This window comes from Mycobacterium sp. FW102-FHT13B02 (assembly GCF_058790275.1).
Genome location: NZ_JBYTCM010000025.1, coordinates 1 through 18,437, shown reverse-complemented (window position 1 = coordinate 18,437; position 18,437 = coordinate 1). Strand labels below are relative to the sequence as shown.

Below are 18,437 nucleotides of genomic sequence, written 5' to 3'. Positions count from 1 at the left end.
GCACTGTAGCGGCAGGTTCGGAGGTCAACCACCGACAGGCCGACTGACCTGGTCTTTCTACAAGCTTTCCCGGGTGTGCCACAGTAACCGCATGCTCTGGGCACTGCTGCGGCAGTACACGAGGCCGTATCGGCGGCAGCTGACGGTGGTGGCGACACTGCAACTGATCAGCACTCTGGCCTCGCTGTATCTGCCCACACTCAATGCCCGGATCATCGACCACGGCGTCGCCCGCGGCGACACCGCCGTCATCGGGCGACTCGGCGGCGTCATGCTGGGTGTCAGCGCGCTGCAGGTGCTGTGCGCGGTCGGCGCGGTCTATTTCGGTTCCCGCGCCGGTATGGGTTTCGGCCGCGACCTGCGGTGGTCGGTATTCCGCCGGGTGCTCGGCTGGTCCAATGCCGAGGCCGTGCGCTTCGGGGCGCCCACACTGATGACGCGCACCACCAACGACGTCCAGCAGATTCAGGTACTGGTGCAGATGACGTGCACCATGCTGATCACCGCGCCCATCATGAGCGTCGGCGGCATCGCGATGGCCGTGCACCAGAACGCGGGGCTGTCCTGGCTGTTGCTGGTCAGCGTGCCGGTGATGGCGATCTGCAACTACCTGATCATCTCGCGGCTCTTGCCGTTGTTCCGCAGCATGCAGCGGCTGATCGACAACATCAACCGGGTGCTGCGCGAACAGCTCACCGGCATCCGCGTCGTCCGCGCGTTCTCTCGGGAAGACGACGAACGCGAACGGTTCGCCGAGGCCAACCGCGCGCTGACCGACACGACCCTGACGGTCGGTCGGTGGCAAGCGCTGATGCTGCCGGCGACGACGCTCGCGGTGAACCTCTCCAGCGTTGCGGTGATCTGGTTCGGCGGCATCCGCATCGACCACGGCCAGATGGAAGTCGGCTCGCTGATCGCCTTCCTGTCCTACTTCATGCAGATTCTGATGGCCGTGTTGATGGTGACCATCGTGTTGGTGATCCTGCCGCGGGCATCGGTGTGCGCCGAGCGGATCACCGATGTGCTCGCGACCGAGCCGACGATCGTGGCGCCCGCTGCGCCGGTGGTGCCGGACATTCGGCGCGGGGAAATACAGGTGGCGGCAGCCACCTTCGGGTATCCCGGGGCCGACGACCCTGTGCTGCACGGGGTTTCGCTGACCGCGCGGCCCGGGACGGTGACGGCCATCGTCGGATCGACAGGGTCAGGGAAGTCGACGCTGATGGCGCTGCTGTGCCGGATGTATGACGTCACCTCCGGCGCGGTACTGGTCGACGGCGTCGACGTGCGGGACTACGACCCCGAACAGCTGTGGTCGATGATCGGCGTGGTGCCGCAGCGCGGGCACATGTTCTCCGGCACCGTCGCCGACAACCTGCGGTTCGGCAAGGCCGACGCCACCGAGGACGAGATGTGGGCCGCGCTCGGTGTCGCGTCGGCTGATTTCGTGGCGGCCCATCCCGAGGGACTCGGTATGCCGGTCGCTCAGGGCGGCACGAATTTCTCCGGTGGCCAGCGCCAACGTCTGGCCATCGCCCGCGCGGTGATCCGCCGGCCGGCGGTGTATCTGTTCGACGACGCGTTCTCGGCGCTGGACGTCCACACCGATGCCCGGGTGCGGGCCGCGTTGTCGGCGGTGGCTGCCGATGCCACGGTGGTCATTGTTGCCCAGCGTCTTTCGACGGTCGCCGGCGCCGATCAGATCGTCGTACTGGACAACGGTCAGGTGGTGGGCACCGGAACGCATTCCGAGCTGATCGAGTCTTGCCCGGTGTACCGCGAATTCGCGGAATCGCAGGCGGTTGTGGCCGGAGGCGTGGCGTGACCCGGCCGCCGTCGGCCGCGATGCTGGCTTCGGGCCAGCGGTCCGAAAACTTCCTGGGCACGGCGCTGCGGCTGGTCAAACAGCTGGCGCCGCAACGCACCCGGGTCATCCTGGTGATGCTGTTGGGCATCGTGGGGATCGCCGTCGGCGTGATCGGGCCACGCATCCTGGGCCATGCCACCGATCTGTTGTTCAACGGCGTACTGGGCCGCGGCTTGCCGGCGGGGATCACCCGCGAGCAGGCAGTGGCCGCGGCTCGGGCCCGCGGCGACAACACCTTTGCCGACCTGCTCGCAGGATCCCACGTGGTCCCGGGACAAGGTGTCGACTTCGATGCGATCGGTCATGTGCTGACCATCGCCCTGCTGCTCTATCTCGGTTCGGCGATGATGGTGTGGGCCGAGGCGCGGTTGCTCAACACCATTGTCCAGCGCACCATGTTCACTCTGCGCGCCCGCGTAGAGGACAAGGTGCACCGGCTGCCGTTGTCCTACTTCGATTCCCGGCCCCGGGGCGAGATTCTCAGCCGGGTCACCAACGACATCGACAACGTCCAGACCTCGCTGACGATCACCGTCAGCCAGCTGTTGACTTCAGCATTGACAGTGGTGGCGGTGCTGGTGGCGATGATCTGGATCTCGCCGCTGCTGGCGTTGATCACAGTGCTGACTGTGCCGTTCACGTTGCTGGCGACGCGGGTTATCACCAAGCGTTCACGACAGCAGTTCATGGCGCAGTGGCGCAACACCGGCCGGCTCAACGCCCACATCGAAGAGACCTACAGCGGCTTCACCGTGGTCAAGACCTTCGGGCACCGGGCGCTGGCCGAAGCGAAGTTCCGCGAGCTGAATGACGATGTGTACCAGGCGAGTTTCGGCGCGCAGTCGCTGTCCGGCCTGGTCTCCCCCATCACGACGTTCATCGGCAACATCAGCTACGTCGGCGTCGCGGTGGTCGGTGGCATCCAGGTCGCGACCGGGCAGATCAGCCTCGGCAGCATCCAGGCGTTCATCCAATACGTACGCCAGTTCAATCAGCCACTGACCCAGATCGCGTCCATGTACAACACCATGCAGTCGGGGATGGCCAGTGCGGAGCGGGTTTTCGAGTTCCTGGATGCGGACGAGGAAATCGCTGAAGCGCCGCCGGCTCCCGTTCGCTTGGCGGACGCAACGGATCGGGTGGAGTTCGAGCGAGTCAACTTCTCCTACGTACCCGGCAAGCCGGTGATCGAGGACCTGTCGTTCGTCGCCGAACCAGGCAGCACCGTGGCCATCGTGGGGCCGACCGGGGCCGGCAAGACCACGCTGGTCAATCTGCTGATGCGGTTCTACGAACCCGAATCCGGCCGAATCCTGCTGGGCGGTCGCGACATCGCGACGATGAGCCGAGCCGAGTTGCGGTTGCATATCGGCATGGTGCTGCAGGACACCTGGCTGATCGGCGGCACCATCTACGACAACATCGCCTATGGACGCCCGGACGCCACCGAGGCGGAAGTCATCGAGGCTGCCCGCATCGCCCGCGTCGACCATTTCGTGCACACCTTGCCGAACGGCTATCAAACGCGGCTGAACGAAAACGGCGTGAACATCAGCGGCGGCGAGAAGCAGCTGATCACCATCGCCCGAGCACTGCTGCGGCAACCCCAGCTGCTGATCCTCGACGAAGCCACCAGTTCCGTCGACAGCCGCACCGAGCTGCTGATCGCCCAGGCCACCGCAGAACTGCGCCGCAACCGGACGAGTTTCATTATCGCGCACCGGCTTTCCACCATCCGCGACGCGGATCTGATCCTGGTGGTCCAGGCCGGCCGGATCGTCGAGCGCGGATCCCACGATGAGCTGCTCCAGCGCCGCGGGGCCTACTGGGCAATGACGCAGGCCTGACGGTCGCGTGGCTGGTCCCAACTGGGCCGAGCATCAGGACAACGACAGTTCATTGCGGTGTGCCGGTGTGCGGGCCTGCTGGTTCAGCTCTACTGCCGAAGCAGCAGGTCCGCAATCCGCGTGTCACTGTTGAGTTATCAAGGTGCGCAACAAGTTTCAGATAGCGCGCGAGGCGGCTATGCGGCCACGTCCAGTCGCATGGTGCGGCGGTTGTAGGCCGGGATCGGCTTCCGGTGGGGGTCCACCGCTGCGGGCGGGATGAGCCAGGGGTGTTTGTCCAGGCCCATGACGACATCCCAGCCGTCGTGATGGACATTGGCATGACAGCCCGGGCATAGGAGGCAGCCGTTGCTCAGGCTGGTCTCCCCGCGGTGGGTCCAGTGCACGATGTGGTGCGCATGGGTACGTCCGGGCGGGGCGCCGCATTTGATGCAGCATTGATCGCGCAGATACAAGGCTTTGCGTAGCCGCGCCGGGAACAACCGTTTGTCGCGGCCCATGTCCAGGGGTACCTGTTCGCCGTCCACGATCACCGTGGTGACGGTGGTGTCGCAGCAGATTCGGTCCAGCGTCGCCGCGCTAGCGTCGGCACCAGCGGCAGCGCCGCGGCAACCCGGACCATCCGCTCCGCCACACTCGGCGCACACCCCAACGACATCAACAACTCCCGCAAGCGTCCGCCCCTGCGAAGCCGCCACCGCACACCGATCCAGCACCCCGGTCACCATCGCCGCCAGATGATCAACCACATTCCGGAGCGTCACCAGCACCCGCATCGATTCAAGAGCGTCGTCTCCGGTGATGTCGTCCGGAAGGCGTACACCTCGAGCGATGCCGAGACTGGTGGCGAGATCTTGCGCGATTCCCATACCACATTCTATCGAACAAACGTTCGAACGACAATGGGTGGGACTGTCGGACTTTGCGATGCATCAGGACATCGGTGACAGTTCCGGTTGCCTTGGCCGTGACACAGCGTTGACCTCATGTCCGCCTGACGATCTCGTATGGGCGGATCGCACGCTCCGAAATGGATCCCGCCGCGGTGTTCCAGCGACGGACCCGCCACCAACAACCCCGAAACGTGGCGGGCCTACGGTCGATACGGCGTGACCCGCGGCAGCCACGCGGGCACCGATTCGCAGTAGCGGCGGTAGTCCTCGCCGAACTGCGTCTGCAGCGTGGGCTGCTCGTAGAAGTACACGAACGCGGCCGTCATCAACATGAAAAGCACTGCGTACCAGAGCAGCACGGTCTGACCGAGAACCAGTGCCTGGCCGACGATGACGGTCGCGACCGCGAGATACATCGGGTTACGGACGAACCGGTGCGGCCCCGTCACCACGAGACACTGAGTGGGCGCCGCAGGCAATGGCGTACCCAGGCCGTCACTGGCGAATTTGTAGATCGCCATGAGCAGCACCGGGAGCCCGAGTGCAATCAGAACCACTCCGGCAATCCACGCTCCAGAGAGCCCGAGGAGGTCGCCGCGCCGCCGCCAACCATCGGTGAGCAGATACGGAATCAGCCCAGCCATGGTCCCGGGCACGATGACAGTGAAAACCGCGCTGCGCATGAGGCTTTGACGTCGACGGGACGTCAATGAACCCATGGCTCAGGCCGCGAACGCGGACGTCAGTTGAACCCGGATCACCGGATCGGAGTCGAGACGATGCCGCAGCGCACTCTCGAATTGCCAGATGGACGCGAGGTCGTGGTCCAGTCGGCAGTCCACGGCCGTCGCCGCGCCCGACGGCGGCGGACTGTCGGCGATGTGGTCCGCGACGGGTTCGAGCAAAGTCCGCGGCGCCGCGAGGTAGTAGCCGGGATTCGGACCGCCGACCTCGGCCGCGTACAGCAAGCCGTGCTCGGTGATGACGATGTGCGTGGCCAGCACCCGCACCGGCCCGTGCCGTTCCGCGGCGCCCCACTCCTCGGCCGCCAGCCGCCCCTGGATCACGTGTAGCCGCACGTCGTCGGTCAGGAATGTCGTGAAGTCACCCGGCCCGAGCACACGGGCAGATGCGAGATCAGCATCCAGGCCGCCGCACAGCATCTCCCCGATGTAATTGAACAACCGATCGTTCATGACGCGCTCCCATCGGGCCGGTCTCTTGAGCGTGCACCCGCCCGATGGCGAACGTCAATGGTTATTCAGAGCTGCGGGCCCTCTGCACGAAGGTCGTCGACTGCGGTCATCGCGTCACGCAATTTTGCGAGCCATTCCTCGGCATGCTCACCGACAAGCCGTACCGACCACGCCAGCGCATCGGAACGGGACCGCGCCACCCCGGCGTCGACCAGAGTGTCGAGCACCTGACGCTCCGGCTGCTTGAGTCGGGTCATCACAGGAACGGCCAAGTGAGTGAAGAGGGTTCGCTCCGACTCCCCCACCGATACGCCCCAGGCCACTTTGCGGCCGTAGCGGGCTTCCGCCTCGTCGGCGATTCGCATGCGCTCAGACCGGGTCTCTTCCCGGAAGCGCGCGACGCGCCCGGATGCCCGAGCAGCGGTTTCCGGGTTCTCCGGCTCGGGCAGTCGCCCGATGACGATGATCTCCTCGCGGTCGACCGTGACGTCCGGGTCTCCGGCGAACCACTCTTCCGGAAGCCGACCGGCGAACCAGTCGGCGGCGTCGCCCGCGTCGGGCTGCTGCGCTTGTTGCCAGCCGCCGCGGCGGTCCTGGCCAGAATGACGTTGCCTCATGATTACATGATTACATCGTTACAGCTGTAAGAAAATAGCCTTTCACCCCAGGCGAACAACGGTTTCGTCAGAGGTTGCGCCGCAGCACCACACCGCCGGCCACGAGCAGCGCGAGCGCAAGCAACACCGCCCAACCGGTGCCGGCGAATACGCCTACGAGGACGACGGCGATGATCGCGGGCGAGGCCAGGAACAGAATCATGCCCGGGTGCTGTTTTGCGACAGCCAGAGCGCTCTTGGCTCGAACGGGGTCGATTTCCTTGCGTGCCATGGGAACCAGGATGCCACCCGGCCCGACTTGAAGACGAGGAAGACCGAGACTCGCCTCACTGCCCTACCTATACCCCCTATGGGTATATACTGGGGCCATGAGTCAGGTACTTGAAGTTCAGGGAATGTCGTGCGGACACTGCGTCGCGTCCATCACCTCCGCTGTCGAGCCGCTACCGGGCGTCACCGGTGTCGAGGTTGACATCAAGGCCGGAACCGTACGCGTTGATGGTGAGCCCGACCGGGCCGCCGTTGCCGCCGCGATCGAACACGCCGGATACGACGTCGTCCAACCAGCATGACCACGTCGGTCACGCTGTCCGTGGGCGGTATGACGTGTTCGTCATGCGCCGCCCGAATCGAGAAGCGGCTCAACCGGATTGACGGAGTTCACGCCACCGTGAACTTCGCGACCGAGCAGGCGGCCGTCACTTACCCGGACAGCGTGACCACCGACGACCTCGTGGCGGCCGTGGAAGCCACCGGCTACACCGCGAGCATCGACAAGGCCGATACGCCAACCGAAACGGCGTACCTACCGCGGCTGTTGGTGTCCCTTGCCCTGACCATTCCGGTGCTCGCCCTGTCGATGATCCCGGCCCTGCAGTTCCCGCACTGGCCGCTGTGGGCGATGGCGCTCACCACCCCGGTGGTGCTGTGGGGCGCCTGGCCGCTGCATCACGCCGCGTGGACCAACCTGCGGCACGGCGCGGCCACCATGGACACCCTGGTGTCGCTCGGCGTCCTCACCTCGTACCTCTGGTCGGCATGGCTGCTGAGCACGGGCAGCGAGCACCTCTATCTGGAGGTTGCCGCCACCGTCACGACGCTGATCCTGGCCGGCAAGTTCTTCGAGACCCGCGCCAAGCGGCAATCCGGAGCGGCACTGCGTGCGCTGCTCGATCTCGGCGCCAAGGACGTTGCGGTACTCCGGAACGGCCACGAGACCCGGGTGCCCATCGAACAACTGGCGGTCGGCGACACCTTCGTGGTTCGCCCCGGCGAGAAGGTCGCCACCGATGGCGTTGTGATCAGCGGGAGATCCGCAGTCGATGCGTCGATGCTGACCGGCGAATCGGTCCCCGTCGAGGTCGGCCCCGGCGACCAACTCGCCGGAGCGACGGTGAACGCCGGTGGGCGCCTCGAGGTTCGGGCCACGCGCGTCGGCGCGGACACCCAGCTGGCGCAGATGGCGCGTCTGGTCGCCGATGCGCAGAGCGGCAAGGCCGAAGTCCAACGTCTCGCCGATCGGGTGTCGGCGGTGTTCGTACCGGTGGTCATCGGGCTGGCGCTGCTGACGCTGATCGGCTGGCTGGTTGCCGGCGGCGGCTCGGTCAGCGCCGCACTGACCGCCGCCGTGTCGGTGCTGATCATCGCGTGCCCCTGCGCACTCGGGCTGGCCACGCCGACGGCGTTGCTGGTCGGCACCGGTCGCGGCGCACAACTGGGCATCTTGATCAAGGGTCCGCAGGTGCTCGAATCGACCCGCAAGGTCGACACCGTCGTGCTGGACAAGACCGGCACGGTGACCACCGGAAAGATGACGGTGACCGCGGTACATGCCCAGTCTGACAACGTGTTACGGCTCGCGGGTGCGCTGGAGCACGCCTCCGAACACCCCATCGCCCAGGCCGTGGCGATACGAGCAGCCCAAGACAGCGCGCTGCCCACGGTGACAGAGTTCGTCAACCACGACGGTCGCGGCGTCACCGGCGTGGTGGACGGTCACGACGTCGCCGTCGGACGGTACAGCTGGCTGGCCACGGAGGCCGCGCCGGAGCTGCAGACCGCCGCACGCACCGCTGAAGCCGAAGGTCGCACGCCCGTGTGGGTGGCGATCGACGGTGTCATCGCAGGCGTCATCGTGGTCTCGGACAAGGTGAAAGACACTGCCGCCGAGGCCATCGCCGATCTCAAGAAACTGGGGCTGACGCCCGTGCTGCTGTCCGGGGACAACGCCCGCGCGGCCGGTGCGGTGGCGGCCGAAGTCGGAATCGACACGGTGATCGCCGAAGTGCTGCCCGCCGACAAGGTCGACGAGGTCAAGCGGCTGCAGGACCAGGGCCGGGTCGTGGCCATGGTCGGCGACGGCGTGAATGATGCTGCCGCCCTTGCCCAAGCCGACCTGGGACTGGCGATGGGCACCGGTACCGATGTGGCGATCGAAGCTTCGGACCTGACCCTGGTCAGTGGCGATCTCCGCGCAGCGGGCGACGCCATCCGCTTGTCCCGAGCCACGCTCAAGACCATCAAGGGCAACCTGTTCTGGGCGTTCGCCTACAACGTCGCTGCGATCCCGCTGGCGGCCATGGGCCTGCTCAACCCGATGATCGCCAGCGCGGCAATGGCTTTCAGCTCACTGTTCGTCGTGAGCAACAGCCTGCGACTGCGCAGCTTCAAGCCCAGCCGGTAGCTACCAGATCCGTACCCAGTCGATCAGCATCTCCGCCGGGTACGTGCCGGGGCCGGGATCGCCGCCACCAGAACCCGCGACCGCGAGGTCGATGATCGGGAACAGGGTGTAGCCAGGATCGTTGAAGTGCCAGTTGGGCAACGACTTTGCCGGCACGTTGAAATACGGCTGGGCACCGTCGGTGTAATCCAGCCAGAACCGGATGCCCGCGTCGTCCCACTGGCAGCGCCACGTGTGCCAGTTGCTGTCCGGTGCGATGGTGTGCGAGACATGTTCGCCGCCATTCAGATTGGCATGCACAGTGGTGCCGGGAGCCCAGCTCCCGTTGCCGTACCACTCCATGATGTCCACCTCGCCGCCGACGACGGGATCGCTGTTGGCCAGGTACCAAGCCGGCCAGCAGCCCGGCGTCAAACAGTTGAGCTTGATCCGGGCCTCGAAGGTGTGGCCGATGCCGGCGCGGAAGGTACCGAAGATCTTGCCGCTGTAATAGGTGTTGCCATCCTTGGCGGCGCGGATCACCAGGTTCGACTTGCCGTCCAGGAATAGGTTCTTGCGGTCGTTGCGGTACTGGCCGACGTGCTCGGGGAGCTCCCAGTACGTCGGGTCCTTCATCGATTCGCGGGCCGTCGCGATCTCCCATTTCGAGGTATCGGGCGACGATCCGGCCGGTCCGTCGAAGTTGTCCTCGAAGATGACCTTTCCGGGGATATCGGCCCGGGCCTCGGCGATCGGGAGCGTGGCGGCCAACAGGCCCAACCCCGCCATCGACATCATGCTGCGACGATCAATGTCTGGCATGCCTACCCATGTAAGCGGCGTCCCGGCCATGGTGCAAGTCGGGTGCAAGTCGGGGTGCGGCACCGCAGCTAGTCCGCGATGCGGCGGGCGCGGAACAATTTCACCTCGTCCCGGATGCCCTTGAGCCGTCGCGCACCGGCGAACGACCACTCGAAACCCGGTGCGTCACCGATCGCCTCACGAGCTGATTCAGCCAGCAAGACGGCACCTGGGCGGGCCACGCCCGTCACGCGGCTGGCCTGGTTGACGGGGCTGCCGAACCAGTCCCCCGCCCGGCTCACGGCCACTCCGGTCGCCATGCCGGCCTTGAGCCGCGGTAGCGCTTCGTCCTCATCGGCCGCGGCGACCAGCTGCAGCAACACGTTCAACAGGGGTACCGGCTCGGCGCTGACGAGCATGACCTCGTCACCGATGGTCTTGACGAAGCGCACCGGCGGCTCGGCGAGATCGCGGGCGAGGTCAGCCAGCCGCTGCGACAACTTCTCCAGATCCTCCGGCGGCAGTTCCTCGCCAAGACTGGTGAAGCCGACCAGATCGGCGAAGGCGACCGACACCTGCCCAGACCCCGGCAGCGGCCGCCCGGCGATCCGCTCGCTGGCGCTGACCTCCTCCTCCAACAACGCGTGCAACAACTGGGTACGAAGCATGTCCCCGATCATCGGGCCGAGCAGCGGCGCAACCTCGCCGATCAGCGCGGCAGTCGCCTTCGCGCCGTCGAGTTCGCTGACCCCCGGCTGCATGATCGCGGACAACGCTGCGAAGCGCATCACCTCGACAGTGCGGGCGAGGCCTTCGGCCATGACCTGAACCACGGCGACGACCTGGTCCTCAGGGAGCCCGTATCGGAGAAACCGCTGGGCGTACCCGATCAGCTCGCTGTCGACCGGCAGGTGCAGCGCCGTATCGACATCCTCCGTGCGAGGCCGGCCGGCTGCATGCAGAATCCGTTGCAGGAGGGCCAGATCCACGCCCCACTGCGCGCTGATCTGACGAGCCGACAGCCTGGTGCCGTCATCACCCAATGCCCGCCGAGACGGCAGCAGCGTCGGTGCGAACGCCTCGGTGATCTGCTCCTCGGTGAACCCCTCGGACAGCAACCATGCGGTCAGCTCATCGGGGTCGGCCGGCTCGGCAGCGTGTTCACTCACCCGGCCAACCTATCGTGCCTGGCAGTCCCGCAGAATGGACGCATGACCGAGCAGGAGATGCCGCTGCGCACCGGGCTGCCGGCGGTGGTCGGTTCCGCCCCACGAGTGCTGATCCTGGGCTCGTTTCCCAGCGAGAAGTCGTTGGACACCGGCGAGTATTACGCCAACACGCGCAACCAGTTCTGGCGGCTGTTGGGCGCGCTCCTCGGGTTCGACGCACAGCTGCGGTATGCCGAGCGCATCGAGGCTGTCACCGGCGCCGGGGTGGCGCTGTGGGACGTTGTGCACAGCTGCCGGCGGGTCGGTAGCCTGGACGCGAACATCGATCGGAAGACGTTGGTGCTCAACGACTTCAGCGCATTCCTGGCAGAGCATCCGACGATCGAGCGGGGATTGGTCAACGGACTGACGGCGTACACGTTGTTCCAGCAAGCCGACATTGCGCTGCCAGCGACTCGGTTGCCGTCGAGCAGCGGAGCACTGACCATGTCGTTCACCGAAAAACTCGCCGCATGGCGAGTTGTCGGCTGACGTTTCACCTGCGCCGATCGGGGTATGCCGGGCGAATGCGGTGTGCATCCGCATCCGGACCCAGGGGGTTTACCCATGTCACGCATCACTACGAACCTGCCGGGATTCACGAAGATTCTGGGTGCGGCGCTGACGGCGCTGACGATCGGTGGCCTGATCGCAGCGACGCCAGCCGGCGCATTCTCCCGGCCGGGACTACCCATCGAATACCTGAATGTGCCCTCGGCGGCCATGGGCCGCGACATAAAAGTCGAATTCCAGGGTGGCGGTCCGCACGCCCTGTACCTGTTGGACGGCCTGCGCGCCCAGGATGACACCAACGGCTGGGACATCAACACCCCGGCCTTCGAGTGGTACAACGGTTCGGGCCTGTCGGTGGTCATGCCGGTCGGCGGCATGTCGAGCTTCTACACCAACTGGTACCAACCGGCCGTCGGCAACGGAACCACTCAGACCTACAAGTGGGAAACCTTTCTGACCAGCGAATTACCCGCCTGGTTGGCCGCCAACAAGCACGTCTCGACCGGCGGTAACGCCGTCGTCGGGCTGTCGATGAGTGGTTCGACCGCCCTGATCTACGTCGCTTACCACCCGGACAAGTTCCGGTACGCCGGATCCCTGTCGGGCTTCCTGAACCTGTCCGACTCGTTCTGGCCGTCGATGGTCGGGCTCGCGATGAACGATGCCGGCGGCTTCAACCCCGGCCCGATGTGGGGCCCGCCCGGTGACCCGGCGTGGGCGCGCAACGACCCGACGGTCAACGTCGGCAGGATCGCTGCGTCCGGCGCACGACTGTGGGTGTACTGCGGCACCGGCACGCCAGACGAACTGGCGGGCGCGACAAGCGGTGTGCCGCAGCAGTTCCTGGAGAGCTTCACGCTCGCCTCGAACACCAAATTCCAGAGCGCCTACCAGGCTGCGGGTGGCCACAACGCCACCTTCGACTTCCCGCCGACGGGTACCCACACCTGGGCCTACTGGGGTCAGCAACTCCTGCAGATGAAGCCGGACATCCAGGCCACCCTCGGCGCGCGCTAGCAGCCCACGGGTGGCCGCCGATCAGCCCAGGGCCGGGCAGCTTCGAGCTGAGCACTCAATGACAATAACGTCGCCTCGTCAAAGGGCCTGCCCACCAACTGGATCGAGGTCGGGATACCGCTGCCGTCCAGTCCCCAGGGCACGACCGCTGCCGGTTGGCCGGTGACGTTGAACATGGCCTGGAACGGCACCCGCGCCGCGACCGACGCCAGGGTGGCGACGGCACCGCGGCGCTGGTATTTCCCGATCGGAGACGGTCCGGACGCCGTCCCCGGGGTGATCACCACGTCGACAGTGTCGAACACCGACTGCACCCGCGCGGTCAGCGCAGGTTCGGCGGCCCGGATCGCATCGATTCGTCGCTGGGAAATGAGCCCACCGATCCTGGCGAAGGCCCGGGTCCGGCGGTCCAACCGCTCCGGGTGCGGCAACGCCGACACGTCGTCGTACACCCCGCGGAAGTATCGCGGCAGGGCGTGCCCGTACACCGCTGACACCGGATAGTCGGGGTCGCGCTCGACGACGTCGTGGCCCAGTTCCCTCAGGAGGGCCCCCGCCTGCTGCACCGCGGCGCGTTGCTGCGCTCCCACCCGCGCGGTCACCAACGGTGGCACCTTGGTGCTCAGCGCAATCCGCAGGCGTCCCGGTGCCCGTCGGGCGGCCTCGACGAAGCCTCGGTCGGTGGTCGTGGCGTCCAGGAACACGGCGGCGTCTTCCACGGTGCGGGCCAGTGGCCCGTACGCCACCAGACCGCACCACGAATCGTCGTGTGGGCTCATGGGAATCCGATCGCGCTGCGGTTTGATGCCGAACAACCCGCACCACGTGGCCGGAATGCGGATCGAGCCCATGCCATCGGAACCCAGCGCCATGGCAGCCAGACCGGCAGCGACCGCCGCGCCACTGCCGCCGCTGCTGCCGCCCGGTGCGAAACCCGGGTTCCAGGGATTCCGCGTCGCGCCGTAGGTCAGCGTCTCGGTGAAGGGCCAGATCATCATCTCGGGCACCGAGGTCTTGCCCAGGATCACCGCGCCGGCGGCCCGCAGGCGGCGGATCACCTCCGCATCCGCGGCGGCGGCCGGTCCGTGGGCACTGCTGCCGTAGGTCGTCAATTCGCCCGCCACATCGGTGTCGTCCTTGACGGCGATCGGCACGCCGAGCAGCGGTAGCCGTTCCCCCGCGTCCAGCCGGGCCTGCGCGGCCCGCGCCTGCGCCCGGGCACTGTCGGCCAGAACAACGCGGTAACAACGCAATTCGGGATCGATACGCCGGATCCGGTCCAGATACAGTTCCACGAGTTCGGGCGCGCTCACCGCGCCGGCAGCAAGCAGCCGGGCCTGCTGGGCGGCGCCGGCGAATGGCAGGTCACGAGGGTCCATGCGGCGCAGACTACCTATCATCGGCGATGTTTTGTGGCGTACTCCCCTGGTGTGCAGCCGAGCATGGCCCGGAAATCGTTGATGAAATGTGCCTGGTCGTACCAGCCCAAACGCACTGCCAGATCGGCGAAATCGAGATCCGGGACCGTCTCGATCTGCAGTGCCGCATGCTGCAGGCGGTAGCGGCACAGCACCCATTTCACGGGTACACCGACGTAGCGGCGGAACACTCGCTGGGTGGTGCGCTCGCTCCAGGGAGACAGCGCCATCACCTGTTCGACGCGGTGCAGCTGCAGATCATCGCTGACTCGGTCGAGCAGCGCCAACAGGTCGCGGTAGGTGGCGTCCGCGTCGGTACGGTCGCCGATCGCGTCGTCCAGGGCAGCTGCCGCCTGTTCGATATCGTCGGCGAAAGACACTGGTACGCCGAATAGTTCGTCGTCAGCAGGTAGGACGCGGCCCGTCAGGGCACCGACGTCCCGGCCGAACCGGGCCGCGAACCCACCGGGCCGGAACCGCGCTCCCACCACCGAGCCCGACTCAGACAGCGTGGTGGTGAACACCCGCTCGACCACACCGTGCACCAGTGTCGCCGGCAACGGGTGACCGTGCCGAACGTCATCGGTGCCCCACTCGTGGGTCAGGTGCACCGCGGGAAACGTGATGACGGTGCTGTCGAACGGCTCCGCGTCACGCAAATCCCAGGTGACCGACCAGAAATTCTCGACCCAGACGGCCGCCGCGGCGGACGGCTGCCATTGCCGCAGGTCGAACACCGAGGCCGTGCCGGCACGGCCGACCACACCCAGCCTCGGAGCTGTTGTCGGGTTTTTCCAAGCCGCCACATCACCGACCCTACGAAACTGGGTGCCATGAGCGTGCAACCAATTCCCCAGGGCTACACCAGCCTCACTCCTTTCCTGGTGATTGATGGGGCCGCCGCTGCCATCGACTTCTACGTCGAGGTGTTCGGTGCTCGGCTGATCGAGAAGATGGACGCGAGTGACGGCACCGTGGCACACGCCGAACTGGACTTCGGTACCGGCCGGCTGCAATTGTCCGATCCCAACCCCGACTACGAGCTGATCGCGCCGCCGCGCAGCGGGCCCGTCACCCACTCTGTGGTGCTGTACTGCCCCGACGTCGACGCAGTCGTGGACCGGGCCGAGCGCGCCGGCGCGACAATCCGGGAAGCGGCACAGACTTTCGTCACCGGCGACCGGTTCGCGTCGATCATCGATCCGTTCGGTCAGCGCTGGGCCGTGATGACACGCGTCGAAGAGGTCGACGCCGCCGAGCGCGACCGCCGGTTGTCGGAGTGGGCGGCCACCAACGTCTGACCCGCCTGGCCTACCGTGGACTGATGGCCTGTGTGTTCTGCGACATCATCGCCGGGGAGGCGCCTGCGATCCGCGTTTACGAGGACGACGACTACCTGGCGTTCCTGGACATCCGGCCGTTCGCCCGCGGCCACACGCTGGTGGTCCCCAAACAGCACTACGAGAACCTGGTCGACACCCCGCCGGACGTGATCGCCGGGCTGGCGAAACTCGGGCAACGCATCGCACAAGCCTCGCGCGAGTCCGGTTTGCACGCCGACGGCAACAACATCGCGATCAACGACGGCAAAGCCGCATTTCAGACGGTTTTCCACATCCATCTGCACGTCGTCCCGCGCAAGACCGGCGACAAGCTGGCGTTCGCCAAGGGCATGCTGTTGCGCCGTGATCCGGACCGGGAAACCAGCGGAAAGATCCTACTGGAGGCGGTGGCGCGGCTGTCCGATCCGCAGGCAGACTTGAGCACATGAGTATGCCCTTGTGGGAGAAATACCTCGGCCTGCCGTTGCTGAAAATGCACGACCGGATCTACCAGAAGACCGAAGGCCGGATCGGGCACCAGTTTCCCGGCGTGCCACCCAGCCTGCTGCTGCACACCGTCGGCGCCAAGACCGGCCTGGCCCGCACCACGTCACTGACCTATGCCAAGGACGGCGAGTCCTACCTCGTGGTCGCGTCCAAGGGCGGCGAGCCGACGGCACCCGGGTGGTACTTCAACCTCAAAGCCAAGCCCGACATCGAAATCAACGTCGGGACAAAGCGATTCCCGGTCACCGCCCGTGTGGTCGGCAAGGACGACCCGGACTACGCGCGCATGTGGCAGGTCGTGAACAAGAACAACGCCAACCGGTACGCGGGCTATCAGAAGCGCACCACCCGGCCGATCCCCGTGGTCGCGCTGACGCCGCGTTAGAAGAGTTGCTCGGCAAGTAGCCGCAGCGTGGTCTCGCGCGCCGGGGCGGTGGCTGGATCGCAGCCCCGGCGCGCGGCGGCGACGGGGCTGACCATCACCTCGTCGACACCGAAATGCGCTGCCAGGTCCCGGATTTGCTGGGCGGCCTCGCCCGGCGAGCCGACGACGGCCCGTTCCATGCCGGCGGCTACGATGGCCTGCTGAGTGGCGGTGAGCTGGTTGTTCTCGGAGTCTTCGACCAGGTCGAGCGGGCGCAGCGGTTCGCCGGTCCGCAGCCACGCCATCATCTGCAAGTTGGGCCGGATCAGCTGTTCGGCCTCGTCGCGGGTCTGCGCCACGCAGGCGTTGACGGTCATGAATGTCGTTGGCTTGTCGGCGAACTCGCTGGGCCGGAATTCCTCGCGATAGGTGGCCAGCGCCTCTTCGGTGCCCTGGCCGGAGAAGTGGTGGGCGAACACATACGGCAGCCCTTTGGCCGCGGCAAGATGCGCCGAATACATCGACGAGCCGAGCAGCCAGAGCTTCGGCGGGCTGACGGCAGCCGGCGTCGCCTTCAGAATATAGTTCTGGTCCAACAGGTTTCGGCCCTCGAGCGACACCTTGACGCCGCCGGGGCTCATGAGTGCGACGACGTCGTCGAGGTACTCGGGAAAGCGGTGGATGTCCTCGTCGGTGCGCCCGGCCGGGCCGCGCAGCGCTATCGAGGTGACGGGATCGGTGCCCGGCGCCCGTCCGACACCGAGGTCGATGCGCCCGGGGGCGGCCGCCTCCAGCAGCGCGAATTGTTCTGCGACCGCCAGCGGTGCGTGGTTGGGCAGCATCACACCGCCCGAGCCGAGCCGGATCTGCGCAGTCTGGGCAGCCAGGTAGCCCAGTACGACCGGCGGGCTGGTGGCGGCGACCGCGGGCATGTTGTGGTGCTCGGCGACCCAGTAACGGGTGTAGCCCAGCTCGTCGGCGACCTTGGCGAGGCGCACGGTGGCGGCGAAGGCGTCGGCGGTGGACTGGTCGCTACGGACCGGGATGAGATCAAGGACGGACAACTGCACGATTTAATCCAACCCTTTCTCACCCGATGGGATTCCCAGCCAAAGATATGGCCACGGTGAACACGTCATCGAGCATGGCCGGGGTGAGCCTGCCGGTGAACGTGTTCTGCTGGCTGGGGTGGTAGCAGCCGAGCAGACGACGCCCGTCGGGAAGCGCGGCCAGCGCGCCGTGGCCGAACTTCGGATAAGGCCGTCCCGCGCCGGTCAGGTCCAGCGCGGCCTTCCAGGCGAAGCCACCGAGCGCGACGACAACCCGGACGTCCTGGGCCGTCAGCCGCCACTCGGCACTCAGCCACGGCTCGCACGTATCGCGTTCGGCCGGCGTCGGGGCATTGTCGGGCGGCGCGCACCTTACCGCGGCGACCACGCGAATGTCGTTGAGGGTCAGACCATCTGCCGCATCGACACTCTCGCCGCTGCTGGCCAGGCCGACGCGGTGCAGGGCCGCGAACAGAAAATCGCCTGAGCGGTCGCCCGTGAACACCCGGCCCGTGCGGTTGGCCCCGTGTGCGGCCGGCGCCAGTCCCAGTACCCAGATCCTCGGCCGGTCCACCCCCAAACCCGGAGCCGGCCGGCCCCAGTACGGCTCGCCGGCATAGGCCTTGCGCTTGGCCACCGCCCGCATCGCGACGTCCTCCCGCCAGGTGACCAGGCGCGGACACCCGCGGCAGACGGATACCTGGGCGTCGAGATCCGCCACCTCGGTGCAGCGGCGGGCCCTGGCCCGGACCTGCGCCGCGGTGCGGGCGACGGGCGTGTCGGCGTCGGCCGGGTCCCCGGGCCAACCCGAGCCGGCCGGCACCGGGGACGGGAACAACACTCCGGTTCGGGGATGCGGCAGCACCCCCAGATTCTGCGCCAGTCCGCGCGGCTAAGCGGCGAAGGTGTCCAATTGCACGCGGTGATAGGCCGACCGCAGCCGCTCGTAGCGGTACCGGTTGTACGCCAACGGATCGAGAACGACGGCCCGTGGCAGATACCGCCAAGCCAGCTGCGACACCTTGAGATACAGGGCATATTCAACACTGGTCAACGGTGTCGATCGAATGCCGAGCAGTGTGGCTGTTGCGTTTTGTGTTGCGTGGTTGATGCACTCGGGTTTTGAGTGGGGTCGCGGCGTGTCATCTTCGGTTAG

General features: G+C 66.6%; 20 protein-coding genes and 1 pseudogene. 9 read left to right on the top strand and 12 right to left on the bottom strand.

The annotated features are described in order from the left end of the window. Positions 1-91 precede the first annotated feature (91 nt). Positions 92-1,825 carry an ABC transporter ATP-binding protein gene (locus tag AC3WTE_RS28150; RefSeq protein WP_492442789.1) on the top strand — a complete coding sequence of 578 codons (1,734 nt, stop codon included), beginning with the start codon at positions 92-94 and terminating at the stop codon, positions 1,823-1,825. A 20-nt stretch (positions 1,826-1,845) separates the two neighbouring features. Then, entirely contained in the window at positions 1,846-3,714 is a 1,869-nt protein-coding gene (locus AC3WTE_RS28145; RefSeq protein WP_492442840.1) for an ABC transporter ATP-binding protein, read from the top strand. A gap of 176 nt (positions 3,715-3,890) precedes the next feature. Here AC3WTE_RS28145 and AC3WTE_RS28140 read toward each other — a convergent pair. The 5 genes and pseudogenes from AC3WTE_RS28140 to AC3WTE_RS28120 all read right to left on the bottom strand — a co-directional run. Beyond that, positions 3,891-4,295, bottom strand: a pseudogene (locus AC3WTE_RS28140) (HNH endonuclease); the annotation flags it as partial. A gap of 512 nt (positions 4,296-4,807) precedes the next feature. After that, positions 4,808-5,263: a methyltransferase family protein gene (locus AC3WTE_RS28135; RefSeq protein WP_492442788.1), complete on the bottom strand. Its 456-nt coding sequence runs from the start codon at positions 5,261-5,263 to the stop codon at positions 4,808-4,810. Between the two features lie 66 nt (positions 5,264-5,329). Beyond that, a complete protein-coding gene (locus tag AC3WTE_RS28130; protein ID WP_459368770.1) occupies positions 5,330-5,803 on the bottom strand; it encodes a glucose-6-phosphate dehydrogenase in 474 nt (157 codons plus the stop codon). Between the two features lie 65 nt (positions 5,804-5,868). Next, positions 5,869-6,420 carry an ATP-binding transcription factor AbmR gene (gene abmR / locus AC3WTE_RS28125; RefSeq protein ID WP_492442787.1) on the bottom strand — a complete coding sequence of 184 codons (552 nt, stop codon included), beginning with the start codon at positions 6,418-6,420 and terminating at the stop codon, positions 5,869-5,871. 67 nt (positions 6,421-6,487) lie between these two features. Continuing rightward, a complete protein-coding gene (locus AC3WTE_RS28120; RefSeq protein WP_492442786.1) occupies positions 6,488-6,691 on the bottom strand; it encodes a hypothetical protein in 204 nt (67 codons plus the stop codon). Between the two features lie 97 nt (positions 6,692-6,788). Here AC3WTE_RS28120 and AC3WTE_RS28115 point away from each other — a divergent pair, with 97 nt between their 5' ends. Beyond that, on the top strand, positions 6,789-6,992 hold the full coding sequence (locus AC3WTE_RS28115) for a cation transporter (protein ID WP_492442785.1): 204 nt from the start codon (positions 6,789-6,791) through the stop codon (positions 6,990-6,992). Then, positions 6,989-9,103: a heavy metal translocating P-type ATPase gene (locus AC3WTE_RS28110; RefSeq protein WP_492442784.1), complete on the top strand. Its 2,115-nt coding sequence runs from the start codon at positions 6,989-6,991 to the stop codon at positions 9,101-9,103. The genes AC3WTE_RS28115 and AC3WTE_RS28110 overlap by 4 nt, the downstream gene beginning before the upstream one ends. Here the strand turns inward: AC3WTE_RS28110 and AC3WTE_RS28105 are convergent, their stop codons facing one another. Both AC3WTE_RS28105 and AC3WTE_RS28100 read right to left on the bottom strand, forming a co-directional pair. Further along, positions 9,104-9,904, bottom strand: a complete 801-nt coding sequence (locus AC3WTE_RS28105; RefSeq protein ID WP_492442783.1) for a glycoside hydrolase family 16 protein — start codon at positions 9,902-9,904, stop codon at positions 9,104-9,106. Positions 9,905-9,972: 68 nt separating this feature from the next. Then, on the bottom strand, positions 9,973-11,052 hold the full coding sequence (locus AC3WTE_RS28100; protein ID WP_492442782.1) for an adenylate/guanylate cyclase domain-containing protein: 1,080 nt from the start codon (positions 11,050-11,052) through the stop codon (positions 9,973-9,975). Between the two features lie 42 nt (positions 11,053-11,094). On the opposite strand from AC3WTE_RS28100, the gene AC3WTE_RS28095 reads away from it, so the two are divergent. Both AC3WTE_RS28095 and AC3WTE_RS28090 read left to right on the top strand, forming a co-directional pair. After that, positions 11,095-11,583, top strand: a complete 489-nt coding sequence (locus AC3WTE_RS28095) for a DNA-deoxyinosine glycosylase (RefSeq protein ID WP_492442781.1) — start codon at positions 11,095-11,097, stop codon at positions 11,581-11,583. A gap of 75 nt (positions 11,584-11,658) precedes the next feature. Then, a complete protein-coding gene (locus tag AC3WTE_RS28090) occupies positions 11,659-12,621 on the top strand; it encodes an esterase family protein (RefSeq protein WP_492442780.1) in 963 nt (320 codons plus the stop codon). On the opposite strand, the gene AC3WTE_RS28085 is transcribed toward AC3WTE_RS28090, so the two are convergent. Together AC3WTE_RS28085 and AC3WTE_RS28080 are read right to left on the bottom strand one after the other, a co-directional pair. Beyond that, on the bottom strand, positions 12,618-14,000 hold the full coding sequence (locus tag AC3WTE_RS28085; RefSeq protein WP_492442779.1) for an amidase: 1,383 nt from the start codon (positions 13,998-14,000) through the stop codon (positions 12,618-12,620). The genes AC3WTE_RS28090 and AC3WTE_RS28085 overlap by 4 nt on opposite strands. 17 nt (positions 14,001-14,017) lie before the next feature. Next, entirely contained in the window at positions 14,018-14,845 is an 828-nt protein-coding gene (locus AC3WTE_RS28080) for an AraC family transcriptional regulator (RefSeq protein ID WP_492442778.1), read from the bottom strand. Between the two features lie 27 nt (positions 14,846-14,872). On the opposite strand from AC3WTE_RS28080, the gene AC3WTE_RS28075 reads away from it, so the two are divergent. Genes AC3WTE_RS28075 through AC3WTE_RS28065 form a run of 3 tightly spaced genes read left to right on the top strand, consistent with a single transcriptional unit; the run spans position 14,873 to position 16,253 of the window. Next, positions 14,873-15,340 carry a VOC family protein gene (locus AC3WTE_RS28075; RefSeq protein WP_492442777.1) on the top strand — a complete coding sequence of 156 codons (468 nt, stop codon included), beginning with the start codon at positions 14,873-14,875 and terminating at the stop codon, positions 15,338-15,340. 23 nt (positions 15,341-15,363) lie between these two features. After that, positions 15,364-15,810, top strand: a complete 447-nt coding sequence (locus AC3WTE_RS28070) for an HIT family protein (protein WP_459368758.1) — start codon at positions 15,364-15,366, stop codon at positions 15,808-15,810. Then, the gene (locus tag AC3WTE_RS28065) at positions 15,807-16,253 is read left to right on the top strand and encodes a nitroreductase family deazaflavin-dependent oxidoreductase (protein WP_492442776.1); all 447 of its coding nucleotides are present in this window, start codon (positions 15,807-15,809) and stop codon (positions 16,251-16,253) included. Before AC3WTE_RS28070 ends, AC3WTE_RS28065 begins: the two co-directional genes overlap by 4 nt. On the opposite strand, the gene AC3WTE_RS28060 is transcribed toward AC3WTE_RS28065, so the two are convergent. From AC3WTE_RS28060 to AC3WTE_RS28050, 3 genes are read right to left on the bottom strand one after another with little or no spacing between them, the layout of a single operon-like run. Beyond that, on the bottom strand, positions 16,250-17,302 hold the full coding sequence (locus tag AC3WTE_RS28060; RefSeq protein WP_492442775.1) for an LLM class flavin-dependent oxidoreductase: 1,053 nt from the start codon (positions 17,300-17,302) through the stop codon (positions 16,250-16,252). The two genes, AC3WTE_RS28065 and AC3WTE_RS28060, sit on opposite strands and share 4 nt — an antisense overlap. A gap of 19 nt (positions 17,303-17,321) precedes the next feature. Then, positions 17,322-18,146: a uracil-DNA glycosylase gene (locus AC3WTE_RS28055; protein ID WP_492442774.1), complete on the bottom strand. Its 825-nt coding sequence runs from the start codon at positions 18,144-18,146 to the stop codon at positions 17,322-17,324. Between the two features lie 27 nt (positions 18,147-18,173). Continuing rightward, on the bottom strand, positions 18,174-18,335 hold the full coding sequence (locus AC3WTE_RS28050) for a hypothetical protein (protein ID WP_492442773.1): 162 nt from the start codon (positions 18,333-18,335) through the stop codon (positions 18,174-18,176). Positions 18,336-18,437 lie beyond the last annotated feature (102 nt).